Origin of the sequence: Microbacterium sp. S1037, assembly GCF_048381605.1 — a bacterium.
Classification (GTDB): Bacteria; Actinomycetota; Actinomycetes; order Actinomycetales; family Microbacteriaceae; genus Microbacterium; species Microbacterium testaceum_B.
The window spans coordinates 2200765-2222129 of record NZ_JBLWIG010000001.1 but is presented as its reverse complement, the minus strand read 5'-3'; the positions used below and the strand labels follow the sequence as shown (position 1 = coordinate 2222129).

The 21365-nt window shown below is 70.8% G+C and carries 16 protein-coding genes and 1 pseudogene; 9 read left to right on the top strand and 8 right to left on the bottom strand.

Going from position 1 to position 21365, the window contains the following annotated elements:
• Positions 1-12: 12 nt before the first annotated feature.
• Both ACMW4R_RS10055 and ACMW4R_RS10050 read right to left on the bottom strand, forming a co-directional pair.
• Positions 13-378 (bottom strand): MerR family transcriptional regulator, encoded by a 366-nt coding sequence (locus ACMW4R_RS10055; RefSeq protein WP_058596043.1) that lies wholly within the window; start codon positions 376-378, stop codon positions 13-15.
• 19 nt (positions 379-397) lie between these two features.
• A complete protein-coding gene (locus ACMW4R_RS10050; RefSeq protein WP_418299815.1) occupies positions 398-1342 on the bottom strand; it encodes an aldo/keto reductase in 945 nt (314 codons plus the stop codon).
• A 125-nt stretch (positions 1343-1467) separates the two neighbouring features.
• On the opposite strand from ACMW4R_RS10050, the gene ACMW4R_RS10045 reads away from it, so the two are divergent.
• The 4 genes and pseudogenes from ACMW4R_RS10045 (at position 1468) to ACMW4R_RS10030 (ending at position 5711) form a co-directional block, all read left to right on the top strand.
• The gene (locus tag ACMW4R_RS10045; RefSeq protein ID WP_058626630.1) at positions 1468-1938 is read left to right on the top strand and encodes an Lrp/AsnC family transcriptional regulator; all 471 of its coding nucleotides are present in this window, start codon (positions 1468-1470) and stop codon (positions 1936-1938) included.
• Entirely contained in the window at positions 1935-3329 is a 1395-nt protein-coding gene (locus tag ACMW4R_RS10040) for an aspartate aminotransferase family protein (protein WP_363337142.1), read from the top strand. Before ACMW4R_RS10045 ends, ACMW4R_RS10040 begins: the two co-directional genes overlap by 4 nt.
• A 281-nt stretch (positions 3330-3610) precedes the next feature.
• Positions 3611-4966: pseudogene (locus ACMW4R_RS10035) on the top strand (APC family permease); the annotation flags it as partial.
• A 208-nt stretch (positions 4967-5174) separates the two neighbouring features.
• Positions 5175-5711, top strand: a complete 537-nt coding sequence (locus tag ACMW4R_RS10030; RefSeq protein ID WP_418299814.1) for a hypothetical protein — start codon at positions 5175-5177, stop codon at positions 5709-5711.
• An 83-nt stretch (positions 5712-5794) separates the two neighbouring features.
• Here ACMW4R_RS10030 and ACMW4R_RS10025 read toward each other — a convergent pair whose 3' ends face one another.
• The 5 genes from ACMW4R_RS10025 to ACMW4R_RS10005 form a co-directional block, all read right to left on the bottom strand.
• Positions 5795-6388 (bottom strand): helix-turn-helix domain-containing protein, encoded by a 594-nt coding sequence (locus ACMW4R_RS10025; protein ID WP_058598183.1) that lies wholly within the window; start codon positions 6386-6388, stop codon positions 5795-5797.
• A gap of 61 nt (positions 6389-6449) precedes the next feature.
• On the bottom strand, positions 6450-8075 hold the full coding sequence (locus ACMW4R_RS10020; RefSeq protein WP_058615124.1) for a dipeptide ABC transporter ATP-binding protein: 1626 nt from the start codon (positions 8073-8075) through the stop codon (positions 6450-6452).
• 67 nt (positions 8076-8142) lie between these two features.
• Entirely contained in the window at positions 8143-9099 is a 957-nt protein-coding gene (locus tag ACMW4R_RS10015; protein ID WP_058627995.1) for an ABC transporter permease, read from the bottom strand.
• A complete protein-coding gene (locus ACMW4R_RS10010) occupies positions 9096-10061 on the bottom strand; it encodes an ABC transporter permease (RefSeq protein ID WP_418299813.1) in 966 nt (321 codons plus the stop codon). The genes ACMW4R_RS10015 and ACMW4R_RS10010 overlap by 4 nt, the downstream gene beginning before the upstream one ends.
• An 88-nt stretch (positions 10062-10149) precedes the next feature.
• Positions 10150-11679 carry an ABC transporter substrate-binding protein gene (locus ACMW4R_RS10005; RefSeq protein ID WP_058630249.1) on the bottom strand — a complete coding sequence of 510 codons (1530 nt, stop codon included), beginning with the start codon at positions 11677-11679 and terminating at the stop codon, positions 10150-10152.
• Between the two features lie 160 nt (positions 11680-11839).
• Between ACMW4R_RS10005 and ACMW4R_RS10000 the strand changes: the two genes are divergently transcribed.
• The 5 genes from ACMW4R_RS10000 (at position 11840) to ACMW4R_RS09980 (ending at position 20133) form a co-directional block, all read left to right on the top strand.
• Positions 11840-12475 (top strand): DUF1028 domain-containing protein, encoded by a 636-nt coding sequence (locus ACMW4R_RS10000; protein ID WP_418299812.1) that lies wholly within the window; start codon positions 11840-11842, stop codon positions 12473-12475.
• A 103-nt stretch (positions 12476-12578) separates the two neighbouring features.
• Positions 12579-14558, top strand: coding sequence for an ArnT family glycosyltransferase (locus ACMW4R_RS09995; protein ID WP_418299811.1), 1980 nt, complete (start codon positions 12579-12581; stop codon positions 14556-14558).
• Positions 14559-14610: 52 nt separating this feature from the next.
• Positions 14611-16086 (top strand): DUF3375 domain-containing protein, encoded by a 1476-nt coding sequence (locus tag ACMW4R_RS09990; protein WP_418299810.1) that lies wholly within the window; start codon positions 14611-14613, stop codon positions 16084-16086.
• Positions 16079-16786: a DUF4194 domain-containing protein gene (locus tag ACMW4R_RS09985; protein ID WP_058597785.1), complete on the top strand. Its 708-nt coding sequence runs from the start codon at positions 16079-16081 to the stop codon at positions 16784-16786. Before ACMW4R_RS09990 ends, ACMW4R_RS09985 begins: the two co-directional genes overlap by 8 nt.
• Positions 16783-20133 carry an ATP-binding protein gene (locus tag ACMW4R_RS09980; protein WP_418299809.1) on the top strand — a complete coding sequence of 1117 codons (3351 nt, stop codon included), beginning with the start codon at positions 16783-16785 and terminating at the stop codon, positions 20131-20133. Before ACMW4R_RS09985 ends, ACMW4R_RS09980 begins: the two co-directional genes overlap by 4 nt.
• Positions 20134-20353: 220 nt before the next feature.
• Here the strand turns inward: ACMW4R_RS09980 and ACMW4R_RS09975 are convergent, their stop codons facing one another.
• Positions 20354-21148 carry a hypothetical protein gene (locus ACMW4R_RS09975; protein ID WP_058628033.1) on the bottom strand — a complete coding sequence of 265 codons (795 nt, stop codon included), beginning with the start codon at positions 21146-21148 and terminating at the stop codon, positions 20354-20356.
• Between the last annotated feature and the right edge of the window lie 217 nt (positions 21149-21365).

Genomic DNA, 21365 nt, shown 5'->3' with positions numbered 1-21365 from the left:
GGGACGCGGCGCTCAGCCGCGCGCCGCGTCCCTGGTGTAGTGCGCGATCTTCTCGTCGAGAACGGCGATCGCCGTCTGCAGGCGTTCGACCCGACCACTGAGTTCGGCTCGGTGCCCGGAGAGGAAGGTGATCCGGTCGCCGCTCCCGCCCTCACGCAGCAGAACGGTGAACTCGCGGAGATCGGCGATACCGAGGCCGGCGTCACGGAGACAGCCGATCAGTCCGATCCAGAAGAGATCGTCCTCCGAGTACGACCGGTGCCCGCCCGTGGTTCTCGCCACCGGACCGATGAGGCCCTCGCGCTCGTAGTACCGCAGGGTGTCGAGAGAGAGTCCGGTTCTCACCGCGGCCTCCGCGGGCGTCCAGGTACTGGTCATGGGTCTCCTCGGGGACGGTTCACCGCGCGGCGGCGAAGCGTGCCATCTGATCATCCTGGAGCGTGACCTGCGTCGCGTCCAGCGCCTCGTCCAGCTGCGAGGGATTGCTCACGCCGATGAGCGGACGGATTCCCTGGTGCAGCAACCAGGCGAGGACGACCTGGTGGCGCGTCGCCCCGGTCTCGGCCACCACCTCGTCGAGGACCCTCAGCACCTCCGTCGTCCCGGGGTGCTCGTACGCGGGAGGGAACGGCCTGTCAGCGCGCGCGTAGCCGCCGTGGAGCAGAGGGGTGTATGCCCACACCTCGAGTCCCTCGGCGCGCGCGTAGTCCAGGTCGTCGGCCGCGAGGAGCCGGTGGCCCGCATCGGGCAGGGCGGCACCCGGCCGTGGCTGGACGAGCGAGTGCCGGAGCTGCAGCGCCGACCAGGGCTCGACGCCGGTCGACCGCGCGATGGAGCGCGCCTGCTCGATCCGCCAGGCGGGATGGTTCGCCGCCCCGATCCGGGCGACGACACCGCGACCGACGAGGTCGCCGAACGCGCCGACGGTCTCGGCCAACGGCACGTCCCTGTCCTCGGCGTGCGCCCACAGGAGGTCGACCCTCTCGACACCCAGCCGTTCCAGACTGCGGGAGAACCCATCGACCACGGCGGAGGCGGACAGCCCCTCCGCGGACTCGGGCCAGCGATGCGCGACCAGCGGGTCCTGCCGCACCTTCGTCGCGATCCTCACCTCGCCACGGACCCCGCTCCTCGACCGCAGCCACTCTCCGATCGTCCGCTCGCTCGCACCGCCGAGGCCCGAGGGGTCCATCCAGAACGCGTAGCAGTTCGCGGTGTCGAGCCATCGTCCGCCGCGGGCGACGAACCGATCCATGATCGCGAACGCTCCGTCCCGGTCGACCGTCGTCCCGAAGGCCATCGTCCCGAGAATGATCTGATCCACCGTCTTCTTTGCTGACATATGCCCATCCTTCGAGCTGGAGCGCACTCCAGGTCAAGCGACGACGGTTTCCGCTGTGTTTCGGCGCTTTAAATTCCGAATTCATCATTGATGTCCCGATTGATCGGCTGATACCGTCGCCCATCATGAGTTCCGTCACCGATCGTCCCGTCACGCTCGACCGCGTGTCGAAGGCGATCGTCGAGCAGTTGCAGGAAGACGGTCGGCGGTCGTACGCCGAGATCGGCAAGGCCGTCGGTCTCAGCGAGACGGCCACGCGTCAGCGCGTGCAGAAGCTGCAGGATGCCGGCATCCTGCAGATCGTCGCCGTCACCGACCCGCTCCAGCTCGGCTTCGCGCGTCAGGCGATGATCGGCGTCCGGGTGTCGGGAGACACACGGGTCGTCGCGGCCGAGATGGCGGAACTCCCGGGCGTGACCTACGTGGTCTCCACCGCCGGGTCGTTCGACCTGCTCGTCGAGGTCGTCTGCGAGAGCGACGACGACCTCATCGACCTGCTCAACGATCGCGTTCGCGCCCTCCCCGACGTCGTCTCGACCGAGACGTTCGTCTATCTCAAGCTCCACCGACAGCTCTACAACTGGGGGACACGATGACCCTGCTCGACACCGACCACGACGCGGCCCTTCAGGCGAAGGCCCGCGACCACCTCTGGATGCACTTCTCCCGTCAGTCGGTGATGACCGACGGGCCCGGCGTGCCGATCATCGTCAAGGGCGAGGGTCACCACATCTTCGACTCCACCGGCAAGCGCTACATCGACGGGCTCGCGGGCCTGTTCGTCGTCAACGCCGGCCACGGCCGACGCCGCATCGCGCAAGCGGCGGCGAAGCAGGCCGAGGAGCTCGCGTTCTTCCCGCTCTGGTCGTACGCGCACCCCGCGGCGATCGAGCTCGCCGAGCGACTGGCGAACCTCGCCCCGGGCGACCTCAACCATGTCTTCTTCTCCACAGGCGGCGGCGAGGCGGTCGAGACGGCGTTCAAGCTCGCCAAGCAGTACTGGAAGACGCAGGGCAAGCCCACCAAGCACAAGGTCATCTCGCGCGCGATCGCCTACCACGGCACCACGCAGGGCGCCCTCGCGATCACCGGACTGCCGGTGATGAAGCACATGTTCGAGCCCGTCACCCCCGGCGGCTTCCGGGTGCCGAACACGAACTACTACCGCGCCGAGGAATCGGGTTTCGGGGGCGGGACCCCCGAGGAGTTCGGCCTGTGGGCCGCGGACCGCATCGAGCAGATGATCCAGTTCGAAGGGCCCGAGACCGTCGCCGCGGTCTTCCTCGAGCCCGTGCAGAACGCGGGCGGATGTTTCCCCGCCCCGGCCGGCTACTTCCAGCGGGTGCGCGAGATCTGCGACAAGTACGACGTGCTGCTCGTGTCCGACGAGGTCATCTGCGCCTTCGGTCGCCTCGGCCACTACTTCGGTGCCTCGGCCTACGACTACCAGCCCGACATGATCACGTTCGCCAAGGCCGTGACCAGCGGATACTCCCCTCTCGGCGGCACGATCATCAGCGACCGGATCTACGAGCCCTTCGCCCACGGCGACGCCTCGTTCCCGCACGGCTACACGTTCGGCGGACACCCCGTCTCGGCCGCCGTCGCGCTCGAGAACCTCGACGTGTTCGAGGAGGAGGGACTGCTGGAGAACGTCCGCACGAACTCGCCGCTGTTCCGCTCCACGCTCGAGCAGCTCCTCGACCTGCCGATCGTGGGCGACGTGCGCGGCGACGGCTATTTCTTCGGCATCGAACTCGTCAAGGACAAGGCGACGAAAGAGACCTTCGACGACGACGAGTCCGAGCGGTTGCTGCGCGGCTTCCTGTCGAAGGCCCTGTTCGACGCGGGCCTCTACTGCCGCGCGGACGACCGGGGTGACCCCGTCATCCAGCTCGCCCCTCCCCTGACCCTCGGCCCCGCCGAGTTCACCGAGATCGAACAGATCCTCCGTTCGGTCCTCACCGAGGCGTCGAACCGCCTCTGACCCCGACAGGGATGCCGACGCCACCCCTGTCGGCATCCCACCCGCCCTGGCGGCAGCACCCCGCCGCACACCACCGATGACACCGACACACGCTTCCCCGGCACCACCCTCGCCGCCACCCCCGCTCCCACCCCGAGCGGTGCTCCCGATGCTGTACCCGACACCATCTCCGGTCACGACCGCGTCGTGACCCGCACCCTCTTGGAGGAGCCACGAACGACAACCTCGGTGCTGCGACGGCACCCGCGAACTCGGGCGCGAAGCTCGCCCGCACCCTCGGTCTCTGGTCGATCGTCGGCCTGGGCCTGGGCTACATGACCCCGACCGTCGTCTTCGACACCTTCGGTCTCGTCGCCGAGAAGACGAACAACGTCGTCCCCGCCGCGTACGCGGTGGCGCTCATCGTGCTCGTGTTCACCGCGATCAGCTACGGGAAGATGGTCCGCGTCATCCCGAGCGCCGGATCCGCGTACACCTACGCGCGCGAGTCGATCCACCCCGGCGTCGGCTTCGTCGTCGGTTGGACCGCGCTCATCGACTACATGCTGCTGCCCATGGTGAACGCGCTGATCCTGCGCAGTTACATGGAGGCGCTGTTCCCCGACATCCCCGGCTGGATCTGGGTCGTCGTGTTCACCGCCGGCGTCACCGGCGTCATCTACCTGACGATGCGCGGCACCTCGAACGTCAACATGGTCCTGCTCGTGTTCTCGATCCTCGTGATGACGGTTTTCGTCGTCATGGTGTTCGTGCAGCTCGTCGGCGGCGCCGGGGCCGGCACCGCGGTGTCGCTCGCCCCCTTCGCCCACAGCGAGGTGCAGTTCGGCGCGGTCCTGGCCGGAGCGACCGTCGTCTGCTTCTCGTTCATCGGCTTCGACGCGGTGTCGATGTACTCCGAGGAGGCCAAGACCCCGAAGATCATGCCCCGGGCGATCCTGCTCACCCTCATCGCGGGCGGCGTCATCTTCCTCGTCGCGGCGTACTTCACCCAGCTGCGCTTCCCCGACTCGACGGCCTTCCCGCAGGAGGCGATCGAGGACAGCACCCTGCCCGAGATCGGCGTGCAGGTCGGTGGACCCGTGCTGCAGGCCGTGCTGACCGCGGCCGGGTTCGCGGCGACGCTCGCGTCGTGGCTGGCCTCGCACGCCTCGGTCTCGCGCATGCTCATGGTGATGGGCCGCAACAACGTGCTCCCCCGCCGGATCTTCGGGTTCATCAACCCCAAGACGCACACCCCGACCGTCTCGATCGTCATCGTCGGCGTGGTGAGCCTGCTGGCGATCGCGTTCACGCTCGAGCAGATCGCGGCGTACATCAACTACGGCGCCCTGGTCGCGTTCTCGTTCGTGAACATCTCGGTCATCGCGTGGTTCGCGATCCGCAAGGGACTGCGTAAGACGCCCGGCGACATCGTCCGCTACATCGTGATGCCCGGCATCGGTCTGCTGCTGACGGCCCTCCTGTGGGTGAACCTGGACATGCATGCCCTCATCGGCGGCCTCATCTGGACCGCTCTCGGCGTCGTGTACCTCGTGATCCTCACGCGCGGCTTCCGTCGTCCGATCGCCTCGTTCGACGAGAACCAGCCGGTCACCGGGGTCAACAAGACGCTTCCCGGTCCGCGTTCGGAGATCTGAGAGCGAGAGTCTGACAACCGCGTCGGCCGCGGCATCCCTCACACGGGGTGTCGCGGCCGACGCATGTTCCGCGCTCCGGACATCCTGCCCGCCCGGGGCGCCCTGCGCGCCGCGGGACGGTCGACCGGAGAGTCGGTTCCGGAGCGCGGGACGCGGGCGAGGGGCCGGCGACCCGCCGCGGGCCTGCGCCCGCGGGTACGCTGCATCGATGCGCTTGATCGACGGCTCCGACCGGACCACGTGGACCATCGACGTCGGCGGGCTGAGCCGCGGCGACCTGATCGAGCGGCTCGACGCCCACGGCATCCATCGAAACCCCTTCGCCGACGTGCTCCTCGCTGATGCGGTCTTCGACGACCCCGCGCGCGAGACGGTCACGGTGGTCGAGAGATCCGTGGCCGACCTGGGATTTCCCGACGGCGCGACCCTACCGCGGGTCTTCGACGCAGCCGCCCGGCACGGGCTCGGGCTCTGTCCGCCGGTCACCGCGCCATACCTGCGCCTGGCCACCCTCGATCAGGCGAGCGCTCCCGACAGCATCCTGAGCACCGGCCGCGCACCGACGAGTTCCGTGAACGTCGCCTCCCCCGTGCTGCGCGCCGACCACGACTATCCCAAGGGCTTCTACCTGCGCGTCATCGAGGGGGTGCCGTGGCTGCGGGGATACCGGTGCGACGACGAGCACGTGCTGTCGCCGGGCGATCGCTTCGCGTTCCGGGTGCCCGCGGGCGGGCCAAACTCCTGAGTTCTGTGCCTGAGCAGTGCGCCGGAGCCCGTGGAGAGGGCAGCGCGCACGATTTCTCAGGAGTTTCGCACGCCCGGGAGCGCTCACCGCTCGAACGGCGTGACCGCGCCCAGCACCACGGTCTCGGCGTCGTGGCCGTTCGCCCACCAGTGCGGCTCGGAACAGCCGTAGGTGACGGTGTCGCCCGCGTGGAGCTCGACCCGGCGGTCGGCCTGACAGACCACCAGCACGCCGGACTCGACCGTGACCGTCTCGGTGCCGATGTGGCGGAACGGACTCGCCTCGTTCGAGAACCCGACGGGCAGCGTCGAGCGGATCAGCTGCAGCATCGACTCCCCGCGCGGCGTCAGGAGCTCGCGGACGGCGCGCTGCGAGGCCGGGGCGTCGACGGCGACCGGCATGATGTGACGCTTCGCGCGGGTGACCACGGCCAGCGGCACGGCCGGTTCGTCGAGAAGCTGAGCGACCGGGATGCCGAGGGCCCCGGCGAGCCGTTGCAGCGACTGCAGCGACGGGTTGCCGAGTCCGCGCTCGAGCTGGCTGACCAGACCGAAGCTCACGCCGGCCTTCTCGGACAGCGCCTGGACGCTCAGGCCGAGGCGCTTGCGGGCGTCGCGCACCGCGGCCCCGAGGGTCTCGACGGTGCGCTGCTCATCGGCATCCGTGGCTCTGGTCATGACCGTGTCAGCGTATCGAGATCAGGGCTGATCGGCGCCGTACCCTCGGGTCTCCCGCGCGTCACGCGCGCACCCTCGGGCCGTCGGGCGGCACGGCGGCAAGGAGAGCGCGCGTGTAGTCCTCGCGGGGGTTCGCGAAGAGCTCCGGCGCCGGAGCCGCCTCGACGACGCGGCCACCGCGCAGCACCACGACGTCGTGACTCATCTGCTGCACGATCGCGAGGTCGTGCGCGATGAAGAGATACGTGAGTCCCTGCTCGACCTGCAGCCGCCGCAGGAGCGCGAGCACGCGCGCCTGCACCGACACGTCGAGCGATGCCGTCGCCTCGTCGAGGATGACCAGCTCCGGTTCGAGCGCGAGCGCTCGCGCGATGGACACGCGCTGACGCTGGCCGCCGGAGAGCTCGTGCGGGAAGCGCGTCGCGAAGGCGGGATCGAGGTCGACGAGCTCGAGCAGCTCTCGAACGCGCGCGGCACGGGACGCGGCCGTGCGCCCGCCGAGGCGATGCACACGCAGGGGTTCCGCGATCGCGTCGGCGATCGTGCGGCGCGGATCGATCGAGGCGAAGGGGTCCTGGAAGACCATCGCGATGCGCCGACGCTCGCGACGCGGGGCGCGCAGCGCGTCGCGCACGCCCTCGCCGGTGGCATCCGCCAGGGTCGCCGTCCCCGCGTGGGGGGCGACGAGTCCGGTGAGAGCGTTCGCGATCGTCGACTTGCCCGAGCCCGACTCGCCCACGAGCGCGAGGGTCGTCCCGCGGCGCACGGTGAACGAGACGTCGTCGACCGCGTGAACCGTGCGGCGGCCCGCGGGGGTCTGCACCGCGAAGCGCACGTCGAGACCATCGACCTCGAGCAGGGGCGCCGCGGCGGGCTCGGGCGCGGGTCCCGCACCGGCGACGACGCGGGGTCGTGCCGCGAGCAGCTCTCTCGTGTATGCGTGCTGCGGGTCGGCGTACACGTCGGCGAGGGGGCGCTGCTCGACGGCCTCGCCGTGGCGCAGCACGATCACGTCGTCGGCGACCTGTCCGATCACCCCGAGGTCGTGACTGATCCACACGACCGCAGTGCCCCGGTCGCGCTGCAGCTGCTGCACGAGGTCGATGATCTGCGCCTGCGTGGTCACGTCGAGAGCCGTCGTGGGCTCGTCGGCGACCAGCAGCGCGGGGTCGCACGCGAGAGCGATCGCGATCATCACGCGCTGGCGTTGCCCGCCCGAGAACTGGTGCGGGTAGGCCTCGACCCGTGAGGCCGGATCCGGGATGCCGACGGCCTCGAGCAGCGAGATCGCCCGGGTGTGCGCGGCCCGCCGGGTGAGTCCGCGATGCGCCTCGAGGGACTCCGCGATCTGCCGCCCCGCGGTGAGGAAGGGGTTCAACGACGTCGAGGGGTCTTGGAAGACGAAGCCGACGGCGTCGCCGTGCACCGACCGGAGGGTGCGGTCGGTCGCTCCGACGAGTTCGACGCCTGGGGCATCCGGACTCGTTCGCAGAATGCTCGAGCCGGACACGCGGCGCCCCGGGGCGTCGATGAGCCCGGTCGCGGCGAGGACGGTCATGGACTTGCCCGAGCCCGACTCGCCGACGATGCCGAGCGTCTGCTCGCGCTCGACCGAGAAGTCGAGTCCCCGGACGATGGGGTTCTCGCCGATCGACACGCGGAGGTCGCGGACGCTGAGAACGGTCATCGCGAGCCCCCCTGAGCGGTGTGTGTCTCGCCGATCGCGACCCGCAGATCGCGCACACTCAGAACAGTCATCGCGGGATCTCCTCGGTGGTCGGGGCCGGGTCGGCGAGAGCGAGTCTTCTGCGTCGTCGTTCGCCGTGGCGCGCCTCGATGATCGTGCGCTGGCGCGGATCGAGGCCGTCGCGCAGCCCGTCGCCGAGCAGGTTGAAGGCCAGGGCCGTCACGAAGATCGCCGCGCCCGGGAACACGCTCATCCACCACGCCTGCGAGAGGAAGCCCTGCGCGGTGAACAGCATCCCTCCCCACGACGGCGCCGGCGGCTGGATGCCGAGCCCGAGGAACGACAGGGCGGCCTCGGACAGGATCGCGAAGGCCAGGGAGAGCGAGGTCTGCACCACGATCGGGCCGCCGATGTTCGGCAGCACGTGCCGGAGGAGGATGACGGGGGCCGGGGTGCCCATCGTGCGCGACACCTGGACGAACGGCGAGGTCCGCAGCGACAGCGTGCTCGCGCGGGCGACGCGGGCGAAGATCGGCGTGTAGACGACCCCGATCGCGATGGTCGTCGTCAGCATGCCCGGCTCGAAGATCGCGATGATCGCGAGGGCGAGCAGCAGCACGGGGAAGGCGAACATGACGTCGACCACGCGCATGAGCGTGGCGTCGATCCAGCCGCCCGCGTACCCGGCCACGACACCGAGTGCGAGGCCGAGGACGAGAGCGATGACCACCGCGATCGCCGCGATCGTGAGCGAGGTGGACCCCGCGAGCAGCACGCGCGAGAAGACGTCGCGGCCGAGCTCGTCGGTGCCGAACCAGTGGGCCGCGCTGGGCGGGGTAAGGGCGTTCGCCACGTCGATCTGGTTGACGCCGTACGGCGCGATCCAGGGCGCGAGCACGGAGGCCGCGACCACGACGGTGAGCACGACCGCGGCGGCCACCGTGAGCGGGTTGGAGGCGAGGAGGCGCCACGACCGGACGCGCGGGCGCGCGACGGCGGCGACGGGGGGTTCGGTGACACTCATGCGGCTCGGATCCTCGGGTCGACGACGGCGTAGAGCACGTCCACGATCAGGTTGACGACGATGAACATGACGGCGACGAGGAGCACCGCACCCTGGATGAGCGGGTAGTCGCGCGCGGCGACGGCGTCGTACACGAGCCGGCCGAGACCGGGCCACGCGAAGACCACCTCGACCACGATGACGCCGCCGAGGATCGTCGCGAGCTGGATGCCGGCGATCGTGAGGACCGGCACGAGCGCGCCCCGCACGATGTGGCGCGAGACGACGACCCGACGCGGGAGTCCCTTCGAGACCGCGGTGCGGATGTAGCCCGAGGAGGCGACGTCGATCACGGCCGCGCGGATGTAGCGCGTCATGATGGCGCCCGCGACGAGGCCGACGGTGACGCCCGGGAGGGTCACCTGCCGGAGCCACCCGGCCGGGTCGTCGGCGAAAGCGACGTAGCCGCTGGCGGGGAGCAGGCCCAGCGTCACGGAGAACAGCGAGATGAGCAGCATCCCGAGCCAGAAGTCGGGGATCGAGACGCCGAACTGGCTGCTGAGGCGCACGATGACGTCGCTCACGCGCCCCTCGCGGAGCGCGGAGGAGATCCCCGCGGGGATCGAGATGATCAGGGCGACGACGAGCCCGACGAGCGCGAGGGAGATCGTCGCCGGGAGGCGCTGCAGGAGCGTCGTCGTCACGGGCTGCCCGTTGCGGAAGCTCACACCGAGGTCGCCCGTGACGGCGTGCGCGAGATAGGAGAAGAACTGCTCGGGGAGCGAACGGTCCAAGCCCGAGGCGGCACGGAGCGCCTCGTACGCCTCCGGCGTGTAGCGGGTGCCGAGGGCGAGACGCACGGGGTCGCCGGGAACGAGGTGCACGAGCGCGAACACGACGATGAGGACGCCGAGCAGCACGATGGCCGACGAGAGCAGACGTGCGCCGAGGAAGCGCGCCATCTGAGCGGGGGCGACCCTCATGAAAACCTCCTTGCTCGGCGCCGGGCGGCGACGGCGGTCTGGGGCGTGACCGCGGGGGCACCGGCATCCGGCACCCCCGCGGCGCGCATCACTTGTCGATGCTCGTGCCGGCGAAGCGGATCGCCCGGTCGGCGCGGGTCTCGTACCCCGACACCTTCGGCGACCACAGCTGCGTCACCGAGGGGTTGTAGAGGTAGATGTAGCTGGCCTTGTCGGCGATGATCGTCGCGGCCTGCGCGTAGAGGTCCTTGCGCTTGTCCTTGTCGGTCTCGACGCGGCCCGCGTCGAGCAGTTCGTCGACCTCGGGGTCCGAGAACTTCTGCGCGTTGCTGGCACCGCCGGTGTGGTGCTGCGAGTAGTAGAAGTCGTCGGGGTCGATGTTGCCGAGCCAGCCCATCATGAGCATGTCGAAGTTGCCGGAGTTCTGCTCGTCGAGCCAGGTCGAGAAGTCGGGCTGGCGGATCGAGACCTGGATGCCGAGCGGCTCGAGGTTCGCGGCGATGATCTGTGCGGCCGTGACCGTCTCGGGGTAGTCGCTGGTGGCGAGCAGGTCGAGGGTGCCTCCGGTGAAGCCGGCCTCCGCCATCAGCGCCTTCGCCTTGTCGATGTCGGTGGAGTACTCGTCGTACTCGGTGTACCAGAAGCTCTGCTTCGGGATGGCGAGCTGGTTCTTCTCGGCGGTGCCGTAGCTGACGGCCTGGACGATGGCATCCCGGTCGATGGCGTAGGCGATCGCCTGGCGCACCCGGACGTCGTTCCACGGGGCCTTGGCCTCGTTGAGCGCGAGGTACCAGTAGTCGCTCGACGGCGTCTGGCCGAGGGTGACCGAGCTGTCGCTCGAGAGCTGCTCGACCTGCTGCGGGGGCACGACGTCGGTCCAGTCGATGTCACCGGCCTTGAGGGATGCCAGGGCGGTGGCGGGCTCGGAGATGAAGCGGTACTCCACTCCCCCGAGCTGGGGCGCGCCACCCCAGTAGTCCGGGTTGGCCTTCAGGGTGATGTGGTCGCCGGCGACGTAGTCGCTGACCGAGAACGGTCCGGTTCCGACGGGCTTCGTGGTGATGTCGCCGGATTCGACGTTGCTCTTCTCGACGATCGCCATGCCCTTGAAGCCGCCGAGGTTCGAAAGCAGGTTCGGGGTGGGCTGCGAGACGGTGATCACGACCGTCTTGTCGTCGGGGGCGCTGACGTCGCTGACGGTCGAGAACTTCCACGCGTTGGCGAGCTTCTCGTCGATGATGCGGCGGTACGAGTACACGACGTCTTCGCTGGTGAGGTCCGACCCGTCCTGGAATTTCACGCCGTCGCGCAGGGTGAACGTCCAGGTGAGCTGGTCGTCGCTCGTCTCCCAGCTCTCGGCGAGTGCGGGCTGCATCTCGAGGTTGGCGTCGGGCTGGACGAGCGTGTCGTAGACGTTCTCGAGCACCTCGAACGCGAAGTACGACGTCGTCTTCTGGGGGTCGAGCTGGTCGGGCTCGCCACCGATCGCGGCGACGAGGGTCTGACCGGATGCGGAACCGGAGTCGCCGAGGTCGACGCTCTGGCCCGCGGAACAACCGGCGAGGGCGAGGACCGCGGCGAGCGCGCCGGCGATGCCGAGAGTGGTGCGCGATGTCATGTGATTGCCAATCGGGTGGGCGGGTCATCATTTAGATGATGTTTCGATCAGTATGTGCAAGCATGGGGGCGGGCACAAGCCCGGGGCGGCCTCGAAACACGATCTTCACAAAGCCGCTCCGACCCGACCGCCCGCCCTTCGTCGACCCTCGGGAGCGCCCATGACCTTCACCGTCCTCGCCCGTGACACCCGTCGCGGCCTGATCGGTGCCGCGACGGCCAGTCGCTCCCTCGCCGTGGGGGCGTCGGTGGTCGCCGTGGATCCGGCCGTCGGGGTCGCGGCCAGCCAGGCCTGGACGAATCGCTCCCTGCGAGGGCGCCTGCTGACCGCGATGAGAGAGGGGCGCACGGCCGTCGAAGCCGTGGCATCCGTCCCCTCCTGGGATGACGGACACGCCCTGCGGCAGGTCGCGGCTCTCGCGTGGGACGCGCCGGGGGCGGCTTGGTCGGGTGAGTCGATCACGGCGTGGGCGGGACAGGTGACGACGACGGATGCCGTGTTCGTCGGCAACCTGCTGACCGGGCCCGAGGTGCTCGAGGCGATGGCCGAGGCGTGGAGCCGCGGGAGCGGAGAGGCCGACGCCGAGCTCGCGGACCGCCTGATCGAGGTGCTCCGCGCCGGGGAGCGCGCGGGCGGGGACGCGCGCGGTCGCCAGAGCAGCGCTCTCGTCGTCGCCTCGCCGGAGGACACCGTCGTCGACCTCCGCGTCGACGACCACGACGATCCGCTCGCCGAGCTGACGCGACTGCGCGCGCTGTCCGCGATGCCGGTCGAGGTTCCCAGCGCGAGCCGCTGAGACGGGCTTGCTCACGTAAGCCTCGCGATCCCTCCCCCACATCACGGCGAGCTCATAGCCCGCTGCTATGACGGCACGGATACGCGGGGCGATGCTGTGGGGCGTGACCGAACCCCTCCCGCTCGCGCGCTGGTGGCGCGAACCCCTCTGGGCGAAGGGCGTGCTGGCCGCGATCCTCGCCGGCAGCGCCCTGCTGATGACCTGGAACCTCGCCCGCGGCGGCGACTTCGCCTTCTACGAGGCCGCGGCCCGATCGATGTCGGAGTCGTGGCGCGCCCTGCTGTTCGGCGCTTTCGATCCGGCAGGGACCGTCACCCTCGACAAGCTCGCGGGCTTCGCCGTGCCCCAGGCCATCGCGATCCACCTCTTCGGCATGTCGACCTCGGCGGTCGCTCTCCCCCAGGTGATCGAGGGTCTCGTCACCGTGATGGCCTGCGCGGTGGTGGGCCTGCGCGGGGGCGGGACGGGCGCGGGACTCGTCGCCGCTCTCGCGGCCGCGTCGACGCCGATCTTCGTGTCGATGTTCGGCCACCCGATGGAGGACGGCCTGCTCACGATGGCGCTCGCGGTGGCCCTGGTGTGGTGGCAGCGCGCGGTGCTCACCGCGCGGTGGTGGCCGCTCGTGATGGCGGCGGTCTTCGTCGGGGTGGGGTTCCAGGCCAAGATGATGTCGGCCTGGTTCGTCCTCCCCGCTCTCGTGGTGGGGACCGTCATCGCGACGCCCACGATCCGGCGCGGACTGGCCCGCGCCTCGGCGCTGGTCGGCGCGAGCGTGGTGGCGTCCATCGCATGGATCGCCGCGATCGCCCTCACCCCGGCCGGAGCGCGCCCCTACATCGACGGTTCGACCGACAACGACGTCTTCGCGATGGTCTTCGGCTACAACGGCCTCGACCGCTTCGTTCCGGGTGCCGTGCCCGGCTCGGTCGGCGGCCCGTCCGGGGGTGGGCTCGGCGAGGGTCTCAGCGCGCTCGGTCGCGCGTTCGGCTCGCACGCGGGCGCCGCCGCCGACGTGGGGTCGTCTCCCACGAAGCTGCTCGAGATGCCGCTGGTGACGCAGATCGGCTGGCTGTATCCCGCGGCGCTGGTCGGTCTTGCTCTCGCTCTCTGGCGGTTCTGGCCGCGGCGCACGCGCCCCGCGGATCGAGCGCGCTTCGCCCTCGCCGTCGTCGCGGGTCTGTGGCTGGCCACCTCGGCGGTGGTCCTGTCGGCCACCAAGGTGCCCCACACGGCCTACGTCGCGGCCCTCGGCGTGCCGCTCGTGCTGCTGACCGCGATGGCGTGGAGCGAGGGCGGCCGCCTGCTCCGCTCGGCGCGGCGCCGGGATCGACTGGTGCTTCCGGCACTCCTCGCCGCGCAGGGCGCGTGGTGGGGCGTGCTCGCCCGCGAGGCGCAGCTCCCCGAGGCCTTCGCGACGGGCGCGGGCGTCGTCCTCGTCGCGGGCGTGGTGCTGGGCGTGGTCGGAGCGTGGCCGCGTCGCACGCGTCCGACGCTCGCGCGCGCACTCCCCGCCGTCCTCGCCCTGGCTCTCCTCTGCGCCCCGGTCGCGGCGAGCCTGCAGGTGCTCGACGCGAACCGCGACGGCAGCGGCGGGGACGCGTACGTCGGGATCGCCCCGCGCTCCGAGCACGCCACGGAGCCGTTCACGATCTCGCCGCCGGCGTTCTGGGGCGGCACCCCGCAGATCTCCTCGGGGGTGGCGCAGCTCGCGGCCGCCGCGCGCGCGGACGGCGGCGGCGCCGACGGCGCCCCGCTCCTCGTGAGCGACAGCTGGTCCGTGTCGGCGCAGATCATCGACGCCACGGGCGCCAGCGTTCTGACCGACGGCGGATACTCCGGTCGTGTTCCCGTGTTCACGGCATCCGCTCTCCAGTCGATGGAGCGGTCGGGGCGCGTCCACCTGTTCGCCGTGTCGTCGGGGGCGTCGAAGACCGACCCGGTGCGCGAGGTGGCGACCGAGCCCGGATGCCACGAGATCAAGGCGTGGCAGCTGGGCGACCCGGGCAAGGCGGGAGACACCGCGCACGGGTCGAGCAAGCCGGGGAGCGTCGCGCTGTATTCCTGCGGGGGCGGGGCGACGTGAGCTCTCGCCGGCGGGATCGGTCGCGAGTCTCCGCGCCGGTAGACTCCCCTCAGTGACCACCACCCGCACCGAAGCCGCGTACCTGCGCTCGGTGACGGCGTTCAAGAACCCGACGCTCGACCTCTTGCACGGGCGTTTCGCGCCGTTCGTCGTCGCCGTCCTGTCGGTCGTCTTCACCCCCGATCGTCCGGCCGTCGCCGTCGCCGACGCGCACGTCGAGGTCGCCGAGGCCATCGACGAGCTGCGCGCCGCGGGATACGACACCGACGACGACCGCCGCATCCCCGCCGGGTCGGCGCGCGACATCTGTCGCGGGTGGGTGCGCGTGGGGTGGCTGGGGCTGCAGATCGAGGACGACGTCGAGGTCTACCGCCTCTCGGCGCACGCGGTCGGCGCGCTCGAGATCGCCGGCAGGGCCGGTGGGGGCCGTGCCCGCGTCTCGCGATCGCGCGTGCGAACCCTTCTCGACGCGGTCGAGCGGCTCGCCCGCGACGCCGAGAGCGATCCCGCTCGCCGCCGCGAGGCCCTGCTCGAGGAGCGGGCGGCCCTGGATGCCGAGATCGCGGCCCTCGACGAGGGCATCATCGAACCGCTCGACGACGACCATCTGCTCGAAGAAGCCGAGAACGTCATCCATCTCGCGCGCGAGCTCCCCGCGGACTTCTCGCGCGTCGCGGAGTCGATCGCCGCGATGCAGCGCGACGTCGTCGCGGAGCTCCGCCGCGACGTGCGCCCGACCGGTGAGGTGCTGCGCGAGTACCTCGAACGCGGCCGGCAGGTGATGCAGGCGACCCCCGAGGGCCGCGCGTTCCAGGGGGCGCTCCGCCTGATCGGCGACCCCGAGAACATCGACGACCTCACCGACCAGCTCCACGCCGTTCTCGCGCAGCCCTTCTCGCGGCTCATGACCCCGGAACAGCGCGGAGAACTGGATGCCATCGCCCGCCGCGTCGAGGCGGGTGTGCAGGAGGTGCTCACGGCGCAGCGTCGCGCCTCGCACGTCATCACCGCGCAGGTGCGCACCCACGACCCGATCCGTGACCGCCAGGTCGACGACCTGCTGCGCGGCGTGATGGCGGGGCTGCACCGCTGGAGTCAGACCCGCTCCCCCGGCCGCGTCGAGCCGGTCCGGACGCTCCCGCTCGCCGACGTCGGGCATCTGCGCCAGTCGATCAGCGACGTCCGGCCTCCCGGAGCGCCCGAGCCCCTGGCATCCGAGACTCCTGACGTCGAGTTCGTCGACGCCGACACGCGCGCGTGGGGTGGGCCGCACTACGCCGAGCTCGAGGAGTACGTCGCGCGCCTGGGCGACGGCTTCGACCTCGCCGACGCTTTCGCGGGGGCGGATGCCGAGACCCGCCGCCCCGTCGACCTCGTGGGCCTGCTCGAGATCGTGCACCGGCGCGGTCTCGTGGAGACCGACGAGGTGTCGGTCGTCGAGGCGGTTCGGCCCGACGGAACGACGAGGCGGTTCGCTTTCGGCTCGGTGAGAGCAGGAAATCTTTCAGAACAGGGAGCCGATGACTGACGTGCAGACCCCGAGCATCGATGCCGAGAGCCCGGCGTTCATCGCCCCGGTGGCGATGGAGAACGACCCCGACGCGCTCTTCGCCGGCGACCGGGGCACGCTCGACGCCGACGTGCGGCGCGTGCTCGTGCGGATCCTGCAGCGCCGGTTCCTGCTCGCCGAGAGCTCGCCCGCCGAGTGGAAGCTGCTGCTCGAGCACCAGCAGATGATCGAGTCGCGCCTGAACGACCTGTTCGTGCGGCTCGTCGTCGACCACGCGCGCGGCGTGGCGTACAAGGAGCAGGTGCGAAGCGACGAGGTCGACGTACCGATCCTGCTCAAGGACGAGGCCTATTCGCGCGCCGAGACGCTCGTGCTCGTCTACCTGCGGACGGTCTTCCAGCGCGAGACGACCGCGGGCACGGCATCCGCCCGCGTCGATGTCGAAGAGGTCGAACAGACCGTGCTCACGTACTTCAGCGAGACCGACGGCACCCGCGCGAGCCAGCAGCGCGCGGTGCGCACGGCGATCGCGCGCCTGGATCGCGAGGGGATCATCGAGGAGGAGTCCGAGGGGCGGTATCGCATCGGTCCCCTCATCGAGATCGTGCTCAGCGCGGAGACGCTGAGAGAGCTGCAGACCTGGCTGGACGAGCAGACCCGGGACGCACCCGCCGAGGTCCTGGCATCCGAAACCCCCGAGAAAGAGCTCCTCCCGTGACCATGCTCGAGACCCTCTTCGGACTCATCCCGGCCGCGTCCCGCGGTCAGCAGTGGGTCGCCGAAGACCTGCAGCTGATCAACTGGGGCGGCTACGACGGCACGCACCGCGTGCGCTTCGCGCCGACCGCGACGCTGCTGTGCGGCGGGTCCGGCTCGGGCAAGTCGACGCTCATGGACGCGTACGTCGCGCTCATGATGCCGCACACGACCCCCTTCAACGGCGCCTCCAACGGCGCGGTCGTGGGGCGTCCGCGCGGGCAGGAACAGCGCAACATCCTGTCGTACGGCCGCGGCAAGCTCGACGAGTCGCGCACCGACGAGGGCACGAAGGTGCGAGTGTTGCGCGGTGACGGCGTCGACACGTGGACCGCGATCGCGATGACGTGGGCCGACCACGACGGCGCCCGGTTCACGGCGGTGCGCGCGTGGTACATCCCGGCGGCGGCGCGGACGCTCGACGACGCCGTGAAGGTGCGCGCGACCGTGCACGGCGCTTTCGACCTGCGTCAGCTCGAGCGGGCGGCCCAGAGCCACCTGTCGGATGCCGCGGTGCGCGCGACGGGTCTCGACACCCTCGCGACCGACCGCGAGTTCTCGGCCCGCCTGCACGCGGTGCTCGGGATCGGCGCGGCGGGTGCGGGGACGAAGGCGATGAGTCTGCTCGCGCGGATCCAGGCGGGGCAGCAGATCACCACCGTCGACGACCTGTACAAGCGCATGGTGCTCGAGGAGCCCGAGACGCTCGCGGTCGCCGAGGCGGTCGTGTCGCACTTCGATGGGCTCGAGTCGACGCGCACCCGCATGCTCGAGGCACGCCAGCAGGTGCGCGCGCTGCAGCCGATCCGCGGGATGAAGACGCGCATCGACGAGGCGGCGGAGCGGTTGCGGCTCATCGAGGCGCTCGGGCGGTTCAGCGACCCCGAGTCGCGCGCGTCGCTGTGGCGGGCGCAGCGGCGGGTCGACCTCCTCGGCGCGGTCGAGGACGAGCTGCGCGAGCGCACGCACGCGACCGACGCCCTCGTCCGCGAGCGGCAGGCGCTGGCCGACGCGGCCGAGGCCGAGCGCGAGGGACTCGGCGACGTCCTCCGCGCCGCCGGCGGCGACCGGCTGGACGTCGCACAGCGCGAGCTCCGGGGACTCGAGCGACGCCTCGCCGGGATGCAGCGCGATCGCGAACGTTTCGAGGCGGCGCTCGCCGTGCTGTCGGTCGAGGTCACGACCGAGAAGCAGTTCACCGCCCTCGTCGACGAAGCGCGCCGCACCCTCGGAGACGCGGATGCCAAGAGCGCTGTGCGCGAGGCATTCGTCGCCGCCAGCAGCGCGCACACGGACGCTCGCCAGAAGCTCGCGGTGCTCGAGGCCGAGCACCGGCGCACGCAGACCCGCGACGACAACATCCCCCCGCGACTGCACGAGGCGCGCGAAGCGCTGGCGGAGGCGGCGGGTCTCACCGCGGCCGAACTGCCCTTCGTCGCCGAGCTCGTCGACGTCCGCACCGAGTTCGAGCCGTGGCGCGGGGCGTTCACGCTCGCCCTCGGCGGGTTCGCGACGACTCTTCTCGTGGATGCCGCGCACCTGGCATCCTTCCGCTCCGCGATCGACGGCGTGCGCCTCTCGGAGCGTCTGCGGTTCGAGGGCGTGTCGACCGGGACGCCGGAGCGCACGGGTCTCGACCCCGCGACGCTCCCCGGGCGCCTGGAGTACCGCCGCTCCCCCTTCACCGGCTGGCTGCAGGATCGGCTCGAACAGCAGTTCGCGTTCGTGTGCGTGGACAGCGCCTCCGAGCTGTCCGGGCATCGCATGGCGTTGACCATCGCGGGGCAGACGAGCCAGGGCGCGCGCGGGGCTCACGGTGGGTCTTCTCGGCACAGCATCCTCGGGTTCTCGAGCCGCGTGCGCCTCACCGAGCTGGGCGAGCAGATCGTCGCCGTACGTCGTGACCTCGCGTCGGCGAAAGCCGCGGTCGACGAGGCCGCCGCCGCGCTCGACGCGTTCGACGAGCGGCGGAGCGCTCTCGAGAGGATCGCCGATCTGTCGTGGGACCAGGTGGACGTGGCATCCGTCGAGCGCGATCTGGAGCGCTGGAACGAGACGATCGTCGAGATCACCGCCGGAAACCCGCGCATCGCCGAGCTGCAGGAGCAGATCTCGGGCGCGAAGGCGCGCGTCGCGCGACTGCGGGAGGAGATCGGCGGAGCAAAGACCGAGCAGCAGGCGCTCGCTGCGCGGTGGGCGGAGGTCACGGACGACGTGGACAGCGCTCATGAGCGGCTCGAACGCGCCGAGGACGCCGAGATGGAGCTGTCGGCGGACGAAGCCGCGTACCTCGACGGGTTGTTCGTCGCCCCGTCGAACGATGCCTCGCCGTCGCAACTGCTCGCGCGCTTCGACGCCGCGCTGGAGTCCGCCTCGAAACGCTTGCTCGAGGAGCAGCGTGCGGCCCAAGAGACCTGGGGCGATCAGCGCGAGAGCCTCCGGCGCACTCTCATCGCGTTCACCGACCGGTGGCCGAGTCCGAACCTGCTCGCCGACCCCGACGAGTCGCTCGGCGATTTCGAGCGGATCCTCGCCGACCTCGAGGCGAGCGGCCTGCACGAGCTCGAGGCGGAGTGGCGCGACTCGCTGCTGCGCCTGTCGGGCAATGACCTCACGAACCTCGACTCGGCGCTGACGCGCGCCCTGCGCGAGATTCGCGAGCGCATCGCGCCGATCAACGACATCATGCAGGACCTGCCGTTCTACGACGACGAGCACCGGCTGCAGATCGTGCCGCGCGAGAACCAGTCAGAGGTGCGGCGCCGGTTCCGTCGCGAGCTGCGCGACGTGCGGGCCGCGATCGACGCCGCGTCGTCGGACGAGGAGCGCGAGGCCGTGTACGGACGGATGGCGCGACTGATCAATCGCATCCGGCCCACGGCTCCCGATTTCGCCGACCTCGTCGACGTGCGCAATCACGTGCGCGTCAGCGCCGAGCGCTTCCGCGCCGACACGGGCGAGCACGTCGCGCTGTACGACCACATCGGCGAGAAATCCGGTGGGGAGTCGCAAGAGCTCATCGCGTTCATCGTCGGCGCGGCTCTGCGCTATCAGCTCGGGGATGCCGGTGCCGAGCGGCCGCGGTACGCGCCGGTGTTCCTCGACGAGGCGCTCATCAAGGCCGACGCGCACTTCACCAAGCGCGCGATCGGCGCGTGGCGCGGACTCGGGTTCCAGCTCGTCATCGGCGCACCCAACGACAAGTACAGCGCGATCGAGCCGCACGTCGACGTCGAGTACGACATCCTCAAGGACACGCGGGGGCGTTCGTGGGCGAAGGCGAAGGTGGGGGTCGCGGACTCGGTGTGACGGCCGAGGGGTCGCCGACTCGGTGCGACGCTCGAGGGGTCGCTGACCCGGTGTGACGCTCGAGGGGTCGCTGACCCGGTGTGACGCTCGAGGGATCGCCGACCCGGTGCGACGCTCGAGGGGTGACGCACTGGCGGCCGGAGTCTCGGACTCGAAGGCGAACCTCCCGGTGATCGCCGGTCTGAAGACTCGGGCACCCGGGTTCGTCACCGCGCGGCTCTCACATCGTGATGAGGGCCGCGAGAGACAGCAGATACCCCACGAGCAGCGAGACCACCCACGCCGTCGCGGCCGCGAAGTGCCAGTTCTGCCGGTCCTCCACGGCTGCGCGACGCGGGTCGTCGGCGGCCATTCGTCGTAGGGCGCGCTGGGTGAGCAGGAACGACGGGGCTGCGAGCGCGAGGATGACGATCACCGCGACGAGCTGGAGGAGCAGCCCGTTCTCGCGCGGACCGATCGCGACGGTCGCGCCGGCCGATGACACGGCCGCCACGATGTCGAGGGGACCGCTCAGGGCGATGATCCCGATGGCGCCGAGAACCACGATGGCGGAGCGGACGATCGCCTCCCCGGTGCTCGGTGCGGGCAGCGCGCGCGAGTCTCTGGGCCGCGACGCCGCGGCACGTTCGAGGTGTCCGCTTCCCGGCGCGGGAACCTCGGCCCCGTACTGACGGTTCCACAGCTCTCGCCGGAGGCGTCGGAGGGCGACGGGCCACACGACGACGCCGGCGAGCGCAGCCAGGATCCACGCGAGCACCTGGGTCGACGACATCTCGAGCTCCCACGCGTCGGCGAGGAGGACGCCGCCGATCCACGCGAACAGGACAGCCGGGATGCCGATGAAGACGGCGAGCAGAGTGATGAGCAGCCGGGTCCGGCTCGAGAGCCCGCTGGGGTGCGCGTCGGGGTGCGCTTCGGGGTTGGCGCTGGGGTGCGCGCCGGGATGCTTGCTGGGATGCGCGCCGGAGAGCCTGCCGGGGTGGGTCACGCCGTCGGGGTCGGGGCGTGAGTTCATAGACGAGATCGTAGCCAGGAGGGCCCCGGGGTGAGGCTGCTCCTCGCGGGTCCGCCGAGCGCGCACCGACACCGGTTCTCGTGCAGCGGGACGAACGGGTGCCTGGGAGGCGAGCGCAGGTTCTCGACGATCTCGATGTGCGCGGCGCGCACCGGGCTCGGTGTCGACGGGGCGAGCGTGACCCGTACCGGGAGCGACTGCGAGGCGGCGACCGAGC

Excerpts from the sequence above, each read along its gene's own strand:
- ACMW4R_RS10045 (WP_058626630.1), top strand. The coding sequence starts at position 1,468 with ATGAGTTCCGTCACCGATCGTCCCGTCACGCTCGACCGCGTGTCGAAG.
- ACMW4R_RS10055 (WP_058596043.1), bottom strand. The coding sequence starts at position 378 with ATGACCAGTACCTGGACGCCCGCGGAGGCCGCGGTGAGAACCGGACTC.
- ACMW4R_RS10040 (WP_363337142.1), top strand. The coding sequence starts at position 1,935 with ATGACCCTGCTCGACACCGACCACGACGCGGCCCTTCAGGCGAAGGCC.
- ACMW4R_RS10020 (WP_058615124.1), bottom strand. The coding sequence starts at position 8,075 with ATGACCGTTCTCAGCGTCCGCGACCTCCGCGTGTCGATCGGCGAGAAC.
- ACMW4R_RS10010 (WP_418299813.1), bottom strand. The coding sequence starts at position 10,061 with ATGAGGGTCGCCCCCGCTCAGATGGCGCGCTTCCTCGGCGCACGTCTG.
- ACMW4R_RS09985 (WP_058597785.1), top strand. The coding sequence starts at position 16,079 with ATGACTGACGTGCAGACCCCGAGCATCGATGCCGAGAGCCCGGCGTTC.
- ACMW4R_RS10025 (WP_058598183.1), bottom strand. The coding sequence starts at position 6,388 with ATGACCAGAGCCACGGATGCCGATGAGCAGCGCACCGTCGAGACCCTC.
- ACMW4R_RS10050 (WP_418299815.1), bottom strand. The coding sequence starts at position 1,342 with ATGTCAGCAAAGAAGACGGTGGATCAGATCATTCTCGGGACGATGGCC.
- ACMW4R_RS10015 (WP_058627995.1), bottom strand. The coding sequence starts at position 9,099 with ATGAGTGTCACCGAACCCCCCGTCGCCGCCGTCGCGCGCCCGCGCGTC.
- ACMW4R_RS10005 (WP_058630249.1), bottom strand. The coding sequence starts at position 11,679 with ATGACATCGCGCACCACTCTCGGCATCGCCGGCGCGCTCGCCGCGGTC.
- ACMW4R_RS09975 (WP_058628033.1), bottom strand. The coding sequence starts at position 21,148 with ATGAACTCACGCCCCGACCCCGACGGCGTGACCCACCCCGGCAGGCTC.
- ACMW4R_RS10030 (WP_418299814.1), top strand. The coding sequence starts at position 5,175 with ATGCGCTTGATCGACGGCTCCGACCGGACCACGTGGACCATCGACGTC.
- ACMW4R_RS10000 (WP_418299812.1), top strand. The coding sequence starts at position 11,840 with ATGACCTTCACCGTCCTCGCCCGTGACACCCGTCGCGGCCTGATCGGT.